The following is a 12,052-nucleotide window of genomic DNA, read 5'->3' on the forward strand; positions in this document are numbered from 1 at the left end:
CGCTGCCCTCCGTACGGCAGATGCTCGTTTTCCCGCCCCGACGCACCGCACGGGCCGGCCGAACTCCTGCTGGCCGGGCCCCAGCTGGCCCTCGGCTACGTGGACGACCCGGAGCGGACCGCCGAACGGTTCCCGGCCGCCGACCCCGCGCGCGGCACCGGACGCTGGTACCGCACGGGGGACCTCGTCACGCAGGCCCCCGACGGCTCGCTCGTCTTCCACGGCCGCATCGACCACCAGGTCAAGATCCGCGGCCACCGGGTGGACCTGCTCGACGTGGAGGGGGCCCTGGGCCGGCTCCCCGGCGTCACGGCCGTCGCGGCGGCCGGCCACCGCAAGGGCGACCACACGGCGCTGGTCGCGTTCGTCGTCCTGCCCGGCCCGGCCGGAAGCGGGGACGGCACGGCGGAGCTGCGCGAGCGGCTGCGGGAGGCGGTGCCCGCCCCCCTGGTCCCCGACCGGATCATCGCCGTGCCCGAACTCGTGCACACCCGCACCGGCAAGGTCGACCGCGCGGGCACCCTGGACCGGTACCTGTGAGCAACCGACTCTTCGACGCCTCCGTCTCCCCCGCCGCCGTCCCCGAGGCGGACGCCCGCGGACCCTGGGCCTACCTGTGGTGGCTGGTCCGCATCCGGCCCTGGCCGCTCGTGCTCGCCGCCGCGCTCGGCGTGCTCTGGATGATCCCGCTCGCGCTGGTCCCGCTGGTCATCGGCCGGGCCATCGACGCGGCCGGGCAGGACACGGGGCAGACCGGCCTGTACCTGTGGTCGCTGCTCGCCCTCGGTCTCGGCGTCCTCCAGGCCCTCGCCGGCGCCGGCCTGATCCAGGCCGCCGTCGGCGCCGAGGCCCACGCCCTGTCCACCACGCACCGGGTGCTGATGCGTCAGGTGGTCCGCCTCGGCGCCGGCCTGCGCGGCAAGGCCCGCTCCGGGGACGTCGCGGCCTCCGCCGCCGCCGACGTGGAGAGCATCGGCAACTCCTTCGAGGTCATCGGCCGCACCGTCGGCGCGGTCGTCGCCGCCGTCCTCGTGGCCGTGGCGCTCACCGTCACCTCGCCCGTCCTCGGACTGGCCGTGCTCGTCGGAGTCCCCGCCGCGGTGCTCAGCATCGGCCCGCTCCTGCGGCCCCTCCAGGAACGCGACGAGGCCCAGCGCGAGCTGATGGGCGTCGCCACCTCCCAGGCCGGCGACATCGTCGCCGGTCTGCGCATCCTGCGGGGCATCGGCGGCGAGGCCGCCTTCGCCGCCCGCTTCCGCCGCACCAGCCAGCAGGTCCGCCGGGCCGGCGAGTCCGCCGGCCGCATGGAGGCATGGCTGCAGGCCGCCGGGGTCTTCCTGCCGGGGCTGGTCACCGTCGGGATCGTCTGGCTCGGCGCCCGGCTCGCCCTGAACGGCACCATCACCGCCGGCGAACTCGTCGCCTTCTACGGGGCCTCCGCCTTCCTCACCCTGCCCGTGAGCACGGCCACCGAGGCCGCCGAGACCCTCAGCCTCGCCAAGGTCGCCGCCGGCCGGGTCTGCACCCTGCTGCGTCTGACCCCCGACGCCGTCCGGCCCGAGCACCCCGAACCGCTGCCCCCCGGGGCCCTCGCCCTGACCGACCCCGACAGCGGCATCACCGCCGAGGCCGGCCGGCTCACCGTGCTCACCGGCCCGGCCGACCGCATGGCCGACCTCGCCGACCGGCTCGCCCGCCCCGGGCCCGCCGGTCCCGCGCCCGTCCGGCTGGGCGGCGTACCGCTGGACCGGGTGGACCCCGCGGAGCTGTCCGCGCGGCTGCTGCGCTCCGGACCGGCCGACACCCTCTTCAGCGGCACCGTGCGCGAGGAGCTGAGCGCCGGCTCCGCCCGGTCCCGGGAGGCGCTGGCCCGGGCCCTGTACGCCGCCGACGCCTCCGACGTCGTCGCGGCCCTGCCGGGCGGGCCGGACGCGTGGCTGGACGAGGGCGGCCGCGCCCTGTCCGGCGGTCAGCGCCAGCGCCTCGTCCTCGCCCGCGCCCTGCTCGCCGCCCCCGACGTCCTCGTGCTGGAGGACCCCACCGCTTCCGTCGACGCCCACACCGAGGCCCGCATCGTCGACCGGGTCGCCGCGCTGCGCGCCGGCCGCACCACGGTGGTGCTCACCGACAGCCCCCTCTGGCGCGGCGCCGCCGACCGCACGGTCCGCCTCGCCGCGGAAACCCCCGGCGGCCCCGACCGCTCCGCAGGAGTGCCCTCATGACCACCACCCCCGCCTCCACCCGGGCCCCCGCGGAGGACCCGGACACCGCCGCGGACCCCGCTCCCGCCGGTCCGTCCGCCGCCGGGCGCCTGCCGCTCGCCGACCGGGCCGAGGTCCGCGCCTGGACCGGCGCGTTCGTCCGTACCGAGGCGCGCCGGCTGGCCCTCACCTTCGGACTGTTCGCCGCCGCCCTGGTGGCCGGACTGATCGGCCCGCGGCTGCTGGGCCACCTGGTCGAGTCCATCAAGAACGGCACCACCGCCGGCCGGGTCGACGTCCTCGCCCTGACCTTCGTCGCCATCCTCGTCGCCCACGCCCTCCTCGCCCGCGCCGCCCGCACCCAGGCCACCCTGCTCGGCGAACGGGTCCTGGCCCGCACGCGGGAGGGCTTCGTCGGCCGCGTCCTCGGGCTGCCCCTGTCCGAGGTGGAGGCCGTCGGCACCGGCGACCTGCTCAGCCGGGCCACCAACGACGCCGACCGGTTGAACGAGAGCATCCGCCAGGCCGTCCCGCGCATCGCGCTGGCCGCCGTCACCCTGGTGTTCACGTTCGCGGCGATCCTGCTCACCTCTCCGCTGCTCGCCCTCGGCCTGCTGGCCGGCGTGCCCTTCGCCGCCCTGTCCACGTGGTGGTACCGGCCGCGCGCCACCCGTGCGTACGAGCGGCTGCTCGCGCAGGAGGCCGACGTACTGGCCGTCACGCACGAGAGCACCCGCGGCGCCGCCACCGTCGAGGCCCTCGGCCTCGGCCCCCGGCAGGTCGGACGCCACGGCGCGGCCGTCGACCGGGTGGTCCGCACCCGCCAGCGCACCACCTGGCTGCAGACCATCTGGTTCCCCAGCCTGGACCTGGCCACCATGGTCCCGATGGCGCTCACCCTCCTGATCGGGGGTCTGGCCTACCAGCGCGGCGAGGTCGGGCTGGCGGAACTGACCGCCGTCGTCCTCTACGTCCAGGCCCTGGGCGAACCCCTCAACGACCTGCTGACCTGGACCGACGAGCTCCAGATCGGGAACGCCGCGCTGCGCCGAATCCTCGGTGTCGAACGGCTGCCCGGGGAGGAACCGCGTCCGCCCGCCGTGCTGGACGGGCACGCCCTGCGCCTGGAGGGCGTGGGCTTCGGCTACGGTCCCGGCCGCGAGGTGCTCAGCGGCATCGACCTGTCCATCGCCCCCGGCGAGAAGCTGGTGGTCGTCGGCGCCTCGGGAGCGGGCAAGTTCACCCTCGGCAAGCTGTTTTTTTTGGGTGCACCACGCCACCCGGGGCACGGTCAGCATCGGCGGCGCCGACGTGGCCCGGCTGCTGGTGGACCAACTGCGGCGGGAGGTTTTTCCTGGTCACCCCCGAACAACACGTTGTTTTCCGGCACCCCTGCGGGGACAACCTGGACCCTGGCCGCGCGGGCGACGGAGGCCGGCGAGGGGACCGCGGCCCCGGCCGGCCCGGCGGACGCCCGCCTGTGGGAGGCGCTGGACACCGTCCTCCTCGCGGACTGGGCCCGCTCCCTGCCCGACGGGCTGGACAGCGAGATCGGCCCGGGCGCCGCCCCGGTCTCCCCCTCCCACGCCCAGCAGCTGGCCCTGGCCCGCCTGCTGCTGTCCGACCCGCACGCGCTGGTCCTGGACGAGGCCACCGCCCTGCTGGACTCGACCGCGTCGCGCCGCGTCGAACGCTCGCTGGCCGCCCTGATCGAGGGCCGCACGGTCATCTCGATCGTGCACCGGCTGGACTCGGTGCACGACGCCGACCGCATCGCGGTGATGGAGGCGGGCCGGATCGTCGAACTCGGCAGCCACACCGAACTCCTGGCGGCCGACGGGGCCTACGCGGCCCTGTGGCGCTCCTGGTCCGGGGCCGGCCCCGGGTCCCACGGGGATGAGGCGTCCCCGACGGCGCCGTGACCGTGCCGTGCCGGCCGGGTCAGCCGACGGGCGGGAACCTGTCCCACGCCCGGTGTCCGGCCAGGGCGGCGGTGACCCCTTCGACGGCCGCCGCCCCGTCCTCGCCCAGGGCGACGCCGGGGCCGTCGGTGCCGATGCCCAGGGCGCCGAGGAGCCCGGCCGCGCCGTTCCAGCCGCCGATGGCCTTCCCGTGCCGGTAGGCCTCGGTGATCAGGAGCGCGACCCGGGGGTCGCAGGCCTCCGGCGCGGGTGCCGCGGCCTTCGCGTCCCGTGCGCCGTGGGCGTCGGAGCCCGGCCCGGGCGTGCCGGCGAGCAGCAGGGCGTCGAATTCGACCGACCGGGCGGTGGCGTACGTGCGCTGGACGGTGATGGGGTCGCCGTCGGAGGCGAGGGTCCCGCCGGTGGGGGCGACGACGAGCGGGACCATGCCGGAGTCCAGGACGGCCTGCCGGGCGGCCCGTACACCGTCCAGGTCGGACTCCGGGTCGGCGATCAAGCCGATCACGCGGCCGTCCGCCGGCCAGGCGGAGCCCAGCTGGGAGAGGGCGGGGCTGGGTTCGGGCGTGACGAGGGGGACGGTCGCCTCCGGGGCGGGCAGGCCGAGGCCTTCGGCGACCTTCGCGCAGAGTTCGGGGTCGATGTTCGCCAGGACCTTCAGGGTGCGTTCCCGGACGGCCTGCTCGTGGCACTTGCCCAGCTCGAAGGTGTAGGCGGCGATGATGTGTTCGCGTTCCGGCGGGGTCATGCTGAGCCAGAAGAGGCGGGGCTGGGTGAAGTGGTCCGAGAAGGAGGCGGGTGCCTCGCGGACCCTGCTCGCCGCGGGGACCTCGACGGGGGCTTCCACGAAGGCGGCGGTGTCGGCGCCCGCGAGGAAGGGGCAGCCGCCGTCGAGGCTGTTGGGCCGGTACGGGGCGACGCCGGTGTGGACGGCGCTCTGGTGCATCCCGTCACGGAGCATGTCGTTGACGGGGGCGTGCGGCCGGTTGACCGGGATCTGGCCGAAGTTGGGGCCGCCCAGCCGGCTGATCTGGGTGTCGAGGTAGGAGAACAGCCGGCCCGCGAGGAGGGGGTCGTCGGTGACGTCGATCCCGGGAACGAGGTGGCCGGGGTGGAAGGCGACCTGCTCGGTCTCGGCGAAGAAGTTCTTGACGTTGGCGTTCAGGGTCATCAGTCCGATGGGCTGGACGGGGGCCAGCTCCTCGGGGACGAGTTTGGTGGGGTCGAGGAGGTCGATGCCCTCGAAGGTCTGCTCCGGGGTGTCGGGGAAGACCTGGATGCCGAGCTCCCACTGCGGGAAGGCGCCCGCCTCGATGGCGTCGAAGAGGTCCCGCCGGTGGAAGTCGGGGTCCGTGCCGCTGATCAGCTGGGCTTCCTCCCAGACCAGGGAGTGCACGCCGAGCTTCGGCTTCCAGTGGAACTTCGCGAGGGCCGTGTCGCCGGTCGGGCCGACGAGGCGGAAGGTGTGGACCCCGAAGCCCTCCATCATCCGGTAGGACCGCGGGATGCCCCGGTCGGACATGTTCCAGAGGGTGTGGTGGGTGGCCTCGGTGTGCAGGGAGACGAAGTCCCAGAAGGTGTCGTGGGCGCTCTGCGCCTGCGGTATCTCCCGGTCCGGATGCGGCTTGCCGGCGTGGATGACGTCGGGGAACTTGACCGCGTCCTGGATGAAGAACACCGGGATGTTGTTGCCGACCAGGTCGAAGGTGCCCTCGTCCGTGTAGAACTTCGTCGCGAAGCCCCGGGTGTCGCGCACCGTGTCGGCGGAACCGCGCGAGCCGAGCACGGTGGAGAACCTGACGAAGACGGGGGTCTCGACGTCCTTGCCGAGGAAGGCGGCCCGGGTCACCTCGCCGGCCGTTCCGTAGCCCTGGAAGACGCCGTGCGCCGCGGCGCCGCGCGCGTGCACCACGCGCTCGGGGATCCGCTCGTGGTCGAAGTGGGTGATCTTCTCGCGGAGGTGGTGGTCCTGGAGCAGGACGGGCCCCCGGGGTCCTGCCTTCAGGGAGTGGTCGCTGTCGTAGAGCCTCGCGCCCTGGGCGGTGGTGAGGTACGCGCCGCCCTGCGCGACCTGCGACTGGTCCGCCCCGGTGGCCTGGCCGGTGGGGCCGACGGTCTCCGGGCCCTCCTGGTCCGCCTTGGGCGGCAGCGGTGTCGTCGGGTCCACCGGTTCGGCCACGGACGGGGACACGGGTCCGGGCTTGCCCGGCATGCCGCCTCCGTCCGGCCGCGATGCCGCAGGGGTGCGCTTCGTGGTCATGTGTTCTCCCGGTTTTCTCGAACGGAAGCGGGGGGGAGCACGACGTCCGCCCCTGCTTCCTCGGCCGTTCTCGTCGGCCGCCTACCCGCTCCTTCGGAATGAACCCCCGTCGCGGCAGGCCCCGGGTACGCCGGCGCGTGCCGGGGTAGGCGCCCGACATGAAGCAGACAGAGCAGTGGAAACCGGGTGAGATCGTCACGCAGAGCGGCATCTACGCCTGTGACTGCGGCAGGGAGCACCTGTGGAGCAAGAGCACCGACGTCCGCGGGCACCGGTTCCCTCCCCTCCCCTACGACTGCCCGGGCCGTGCGTGGACCCTGCGCACGCAGGCCCACCCCGACGCGGACTGACGGGAGGTGGCCGCGCGGCTGCGGACCAGCGACCCGCACGGGCCGGGGTGGCGACGGGTGCGGCACGGCCGCGGCTTCCGCTACCTGGGCGCGGACGGCCTGCCCCTGTCCCCGGCGGACCGTGAGCGGGTGCGCGCCCTCGTGATCCCGCCGGCCTGGCAGGACGTCTGGGTCTGCCCCTGGCCCAACGGCCACATCCAGGCCGTGGGGACGGACGCCGCCGGGCGGCGGCAGTACCTCTACCATCCGCACTTCCGGGAACAGCAGGACGCGGCCAAGCACGCGCACGTCCAGCGCGTCGCCCGCTCGCTGCCCCGGCTGAGGGAGCGGGTGGCGAGCGACCTCGACGGGCGCGGGCTGACCCGCGTCCGCGTGCTGGCCTGCCTGACCCGCCTCCTCGACCTGGGCTTCCTGCGCGTCGGCGGGGAGCGCTACGCCCGCGACAACGGGAGCTTCGGTCTGACGACCCTGCTCCGGGAGCACGCCTCCTGCCGCGACGGGGAGATCCGTCTGCGTTTCCCCGCCAAGTCCGGCAAGGAGGTCACGCGCGTCCTCGTGGACGAGCAGGCCCACGCGGTGGTCCGGGCGCTGCTCCGGCGCAGGGAGCCCGGCCCGAGGCTGTTCGTGTACTGGGAGCACGGGGCGTGGCACGAGCTCCACGCCGAGGACCTCAACGCCTACCTGCGGGACCGGTCGGGTCAGGACGTGACGGCGAAGGACTTCAGGACCTGGTACGCGACCGTGCTGGCCGCGGTGGCGCTGGCCGTCTCCGAGGGCACCGCGGGCGCCTCCCCCGCCCGCCGGAACGGGGTCGTGGCCCGCGCCGTGCGGGAGGTCAGCGGGTACCTGGGGAACACGCCCGCCGTGTGCCGGGCGTCCTACATCCATCCGCGCGTCATCGAGCTCTACGAGGAGGGGGAGACCGTCGCCGCGGCCCTCGGCACGCTCGGCGAGGACGGCGTCTTCGGCCGGCCAGCCACCCACGGCCGCGTCGAACGCGCCGTGCTGCGGCTCCTGCGGTCCGGGGAAGCGGACGGGAAGGACGGGGAGGACGGGGAGGAGGGGGACGGGGGCGGGTGAACGCACGGCGCCCCGCGGGGCGGGGGTCAGTCGGCCGGTGACCAGACGGAGGCCACGGTGCCGCTGCCCGGGTACAGCCGCTCCCAGCCGTCGGGAACGTCCAGCACCACCACGCCCGAGGTCGGGAAGCCCGCCGCCACCCGCTCCAGCAGTTCCGGGGGGCCGGACCCGCACAGGCCGGCGGCCAGCTCGTGGATGCCCGCGTTGTGGCCGACCAGCAGCAGGGAGCCGAGGCCCCGCCCCCGCTCGGCCAGTACGGAGACGATCATGCTCGGGGCGGCGTTGTAGAGCCGCTCGTCGTACACGGCGGGCGGCGGGTCCGCCAGCGCGGCGACGGCGAGCTGCCAGGTCTGGCGCGTCCGGCGGGACGGGGAGCAGAGCACGAGGTCGGGCGCGAACCCCTGCTCGGCGAGCCAGCGGCCCGTTCGGGGGGCGTCGGCCTTCCCGCGGTCGCTCAACGGGCGGTCGAAGTCGTCGATCGGCCGGTCCTTGGGTACGGCCTTGGCGTGCCGCACCAGCAGCAGCCGGCACGGGCCGGTGGTCCTCGGCTGGTCCATACCCGCCCGCCTGCCCATCGGGCGGGTGCGGAAACGCCTGCCGTTCCGTTACGGGTGGAAGAGGACCTTCACCATGTTGTCCCGCTTCTTCTGGAAGTCCTCGTACGCCCGGGGGGCGTCGTCCAGGGGCAGGTGGTGGGTGGCGAAGCCCTCGGCTCCGAGGGGGTCTCCGTCGGTCAGCAGGGGGAGCAGGTCACCGACCCACCTGCGGACGTTGGCCTGTCCCATGCGCAGCTGGATCTGCTTGTCGAACATCGTCAGCAGCGGCAGCGGGTCGGCGGCCCCGCCGTAGACGCCCGAGATGGAGATGGTGCCGCCGCGGCGTACGAGATCGACGGCCAGCGTCAGGGCGCCCAGCCTGTCCACACCGGCCTTCTTCATCAGTGCGGCGGCCAGGGCGTCCGGGAGCAGGCCGGTGCCGGTCTGCGCCGCCTTGGCGCCGGCGCCGCCGTGGGCCTCCATGCCGACGGCGTCGATCACGGCGTCCGGGCCGCGGCCGCCCGTGACGCCGCGGACGGCGTCGACGAGCTGGTCCCCGTACTGGAGCAGGTCGAAGACCTGTACGCCGTTGCCGGCTGCGCGGGCGAGCCGTTCGGGGACCAGGTCGACGCCGATCACCCGGCCGGCCCCCCGGTGGGCGGCGATGCGGGTGCACATGTCGCCGATGGGCCCGAGGCCGAGGACGGCGATGCTGCCGCCGGGCGGGACGTCCGCGTAGACGACGGCCTGCCAGGCGGTCGGCAGGACGTCCGACAGGTACACGAACCGTTCGTCCGGCGGTCCCTCGGGAACACGGATGGGGAGGGTGTCGGCGAAGGGGACGCGCAGGTACTCGGCCTGCCCGCCGGGGACCTGCCCGTAGAGCTTGGTGTACCCGAAGAGGCTCGCTCCGCTGCCGTGCTCGTGGACCTGGGTGGTCTCGCACTGCGAGTGCAGGCCGCGCTCGCACATGAAGCAGGTCCCGCAGGACACGTTGAACGGCACGACGACCCGGTCGCCGGCCTTCAGTTCCCGGACCTGCGGCCCCACCTCGGCGACCACCCCCATCGGTTCGTGTCCCAGGATGTCACCCGGGTCGAGGAACGGCCCCAGCACCTCGTACAGGTGCAGGTCGGATCCGCACAGTCCGGTCGTCGTCACCTTGATCACGGCGTCCGTGGGATCGACGATCCGCGGATCCGGAACGTTTGCCACCTCGACCTTGCGGCGGCCCTGCCAGGTCACGGCCTTCATCACGCCTCCTCTGCAGCGCGCGGCTCCGGTTCCCCGCGGCGCGGGTTCACGGCCGCTACGCGGCGGCTGTCCACTCACGGCCGACCCATGCCTGCGGGACGTGCCGGATGACCGGGCGGCGGCTGCTTGGGGGCTCCGGCAGGGGGCAGGCGGGCCGGTACCAGGCCGCCGGGACCGGCCGCGCGGCCGAACACACCTCGGGAGGCACACCGTGACCACCGCACGCGAGATCATGACGCCGGACGCCACCTGCGTCGGGGCGGACGACAGCATCCTGGACGCGGCGAAGAAGATGGCCGACCTCGGGGTGGGCGCGCTCCCGATCTGCGGCAGCGACCAGCGGCTGAAGGGGATGCTCACCGACCGCGACATCGTCGTGAAGGTCCTCGGCGCCGGGAAGGACCCCGCCACCTGCACGGCCGGCGAGTTCGCCCAGGGCGAGGCGGTCACCATCGGCGCCGACGACGACACCGCCGAGATCCTGCGCACGATGACCGAACACAAGGTCCGCCGCCTGCCCGTGATCGACGGCCACACCCTCGTCGGCATCGTCGCCCAGGCCGACGTGGCCCGCTCGCTGCCCGACCCGCAGGTCGGCGAACTCCTGGAGGCGCTCTCCAGCTGACACCCCGGCCGACGGCCCGCCGCTCACTCTCCGAGGAGGCGGCGGGCTTCCGCGAGCAGGCGCAGGAGTTCGGTGCGCGAGGGCCCGTCCGGGGCGTCCGGCGCGTCGCGGGCGTCCGGGACGTCGGGGGCCGGCCGGGGGGTGTGGGCGGTCAGCACGTGCAGGGCCACGGCGGCCTGCCGGGCGAAGAGGCCCAGCAGGTCGAGTTCCGGCAGGCCGGACCGGGCCTGCGGGGAGGGGTCCAGCACCTCCAGGACGCCGAGGACCCGGTCCCCGCGGACGAGGGGGGCGGCCATCAGCGCGTCCGGGACGTAGCCGGTGGACTCGGCGATGTCCCGGTCGAAGGAGGCGCTGTCGCGCAGGTCGTCGACCACCATGGGCTCCCCCGAGGCGGCGACCCACCCGGCGATCCCCCGGCCGGCCGGGAAGCGGCGGCCCACCAGGAACTCCTGTCCCTGCCCGGAGACGGCCTCGAAGGCGAGTTCGCCGGCCGCGGCGTCCAGGAGCATGACGGAACTCGCCTGCGCGCCGAAGATGGCGCGCGCGGTGTCCACCACCGACTGCAGGAGCTCCGCCACGGCGGGGTCCGGCCGGGGTGCCGCGGACGCGGCGGGGGCGATCGTCTGGGCCATGGAACTTCCCTTCCGGCGCCGGTCGTTACCGGCGTCCGCGGACACGGACGTTGGCTGCGGAGAGGTACAGGGCGTTCTTCAGCTGGAACGGTGTCAGCCGGGGGCCGCTCGACAGGATCCGCGCGCAGAGCCCCGAGATGAACGGAGTGGCGTAGCTGTTGCCGGAACTGCTGATCGACGTGCCGCCGAGCCACGCCACCCGGACCTTCTGGCCTGGGGCGAAGAACTCCACCGGGGGCTCCGGGTTGTAGAGGTGGAGGTCCGGGTCGTCCTCCTGGTGGCTGCCGACCGAGATCACCGAGGAGAAGCGCCAGGGAAAGCTCTCCACGCGCGTGTTGTGCGCGGCGGCGACGATCACGGTCTGCTGGAAGTACGCCTCGTCGGCCAGGCGGCGCAGTTCCTCCACGAAGCGGTCGTGGGTGGTGGACAGGCTGAGGTTGACCACGTCGAAGCGCTGGCGCACGGCCCACCGGATCCCTTCGAGCAGGACGTCCCCGCTGCCGGAGAACCGGTCGCCGAGGACCCGGATGCTGGACAGCTCGCAGTCCGGCGCGGTGCGCCGGATGATCCCGGCGCAGGCGGTGCCGTGACCGCAGGCGTCCCCCTCCTCCGTCTCCTCGACGTGGACCCCGCCCTCGTCCTTGAAGACCCGCCACGACCGGGCGACGGGGCCGACCATGGGGTGGTCCCGTTCGACGCCCGAGTCGACCACGCAGACGCGTACGCCGCGCCCGGTCCCGCCGAGGAGGCCCTGCTCGGGCGGGTCCGGCGGGCCGTCGGCCGCCACGGGCACGTCGGCGGCGCTCCGCCCTCGCAGGCCCCAGGTGAGTGCGGGGCCCGGTTGACGCGCGGCAGTCATCGTGGTGGCTCCGTTCCGGCTCCGGCGGCCCGCGCGGCGGCGGGGCCGTGCCAGGGCGAGAGGCTGTGGCAGCGGGAGAGCACCGCCTCGGCCCGGCGTACGGCGGGGAGGTGGCCCTTGGCGGCGAAGTGGCGGCGGGCGCGCGTCGCGGCGGCGGCCGCGTCGGCGGGGCGGCCCAGTGCGAGGTCCGTACGGGCGAGGTCGAGGGCGGCGGTGCCCTGGACGAGGGGCGAGTCGGTGCGGGCGGCGGTGGCGAGCGCCCGGGCGGCGAGCCGGGTGGCGGTCACGGCCCGTCCCCGGGCGGCGGCGATGCGGGCGCGCAGGCCGTCGAGGTCC

At 74.9% G+C, this 12,052-nt stretch carries 11 protein-coding genes and 1 pseudogene; 6 read left to right on the plus strand and 6 right to left on the minus strand.

The window, feature by feature from the left end; genetic code table 11:
* The 3 genes and pseudogenes from SSNG_RS04860 to SSNG_RS04870 form a co-directional block, all read left to right on the plus strand.
* Window positions 1-540 (plus strand): annotated as a pseudogene (locus SSNG_RS04860) (AMP-binding protein); the annotation flags it as partial.
* Window positions 537-2,222, plus strand: a complete 1,686-nt coding sequence (locus SSNG_RS04865; protein ID WP_007262686.1) for an ABC transporter ATP-binding protein — start codon at window positions 537-539, stop codon at window positions 2,220-2,222. The pseudogene SSNG_RS04860 and the gene SSNG_RS04865, both read left to right, overlap by 4 nt.
* The gene (locus SSNG_RS04870) at window positions 2,219-4,123 is read left to right on the plus strand and encodes an ABC transporter ATP-binding protein (protein WP_007262687.1); all 1,905 of its coding nucleotides are present in this window, start codon (window positions 2,219-2,221) and stop codon (window positions 4,121-4,123) included. Before SSNG_RS04865 ends, SSNG_RS04870 begins: the two co-directional genes overlap by 4 nt.
* Before the next feature lie 19 nt (window positions 4,124-4,142).
* On the opposite strand, the gene SSNG_RS04875 is transcribed toward SSNG_RS04870, so the two are convergent.
* Window positions 4,143-6,380 (minus strand): catalase, encoded by a 2,238-nt coding sequence (locus tag SSNG_RS04875; RefSeq protein WP_042800546.1) that lies wholly within the window; start codon window positions 6,378-6,380, stop codon window positions 4,143-4,145.
* A gap of 158 nt (window positions 6,381-6,538) precedes the next feature.
* Here SSNG_RS04875 and SSNG_RS04880 point away from each other — a divergent pair, with 158 nt between their 5' ends.
* On the plus strand, window positions 6,539-6,730 hold the full coding sequence (locus SSNG_RS04880; RefSeq protein ID WP_007262689.1) for a hypothetical protein: 192 nt from the start codon (window positions 6,539-6,541) through the stop codon (window positions 6,728-6,730).
* 57 nt (window positions 6,731-6,787) lie between these two features.
* Window positions 6,788-7,810, plus strand: coding sequence for a DNA topoisomerase IB (locus SSNG_RS04885; RefSeq protein ID WP_007262690.1), 1,023 nt, complete (start codon window positions 6,788-6,790; stop codon window positions 7,808-7,810).
* Window positions 7,811-7,836: 26 nt separating this feature from the next.
* Here the strand turns inward: SSNG_RS04885 and SSNG_RS04890 are convergent, their stop codons facing one another.
* Together SSNG_RS04890 and SSNG_RS04895 are read right to left on the minus strand one after the other, a co-directional pair.
* Entirely contained in the window at window positions 7,837-8,367 is a 531-nt protein-coding gene (locus SSNG_RS04890; RefSeq protein WP_007262691.1) for a histidine phosphatase family protein, read from the minus strand.
* Between the two features lie 48 nt (window positions 8,368-8,415).
* Window positions 8,416-9,600 carry an alcohol dehydrogenase catalytic domain-containing protein gene (locus SSNG_RS04895; protein WP_007262692.1) on the minus strand — a complete coding sequence of 395 codons (1,185 nt, stop codon included), beginning with the start codon at window positions 9,598-9,600 and terminating at the stop codon, window positions 8,416-8,418.
* Window positions 9,601-9,811: 211 nt separating this feature from the next.
* Between SSNG_RS04895 and SSNG_RS04900 the strand changes: the two genes are divergently transcribed.
* Window positions 9,812-10,225, plus strand: a complete 414-nt coding sequence (locus tag SSNG_RS04900) for a CBS domain-containing protein (RefSeq protein ID WP_007262693.1) — start codon at window positions 9,812-9,814, stop codon at window positions 10,223-10,225.
* A gap of 23 nt (window positions 10,226-10,248) precedes the next feature.
* On the opposite strand, the gene SSNG_RS04905 is transcribed toward SSNG_RS04900, so the two are convergent.
* The 3 genes from SSNG_RS04905 to SSNG_RS41815 form a co-directional block, all read right to left on the minus strand.
* Window positions 10,249-10,857: a GAF domain-containing protein gene (locus SSNG_RS04905; protein WP_042800547.1), complete on the minus strand. Its 609-nt coding sequence runs from the start codon at window positions 10,855-10,857 to the stop codon at window positions 10,249-10,251.
* A 25-nt stretch (window positions 10,858-10,882) separates the two neighbouring features.
* The gene (locus tag SSNG_RS41810; RefSeq protein WP_042800549.1) at window positions 10,883-11,716 is read right to left on the minus strand and encodes a S8 family serine peptidase; all 834 of its coding nucleotides are present in this window, start codon (window positions 11,714-11,716) and stop codon (window positions 10,883-10,885) included.
* Window positions 11,713-12,052 (minus strand): hypothetical protein (locus SSNG_RS41815; RefSeq protein WP_042800550.1); only part of this gene is annotated, 340 nt, incomplete at its 5' end. The genes SSNG_RS41815 and SSNG_RS41810, both read right to left, overlap by 4 nt.

This window comes from Streptomyces sp. C (genome assembly GCF_000158895.1).
In the GTDB taxonomy this organism is placed as follows: domain Bacteria; phylum Actinomycetota; class Actinomycetes; order Streptomycetales; family Streptomycetaceae; genus Streptomyces; species Streptomyces racemochromogenes.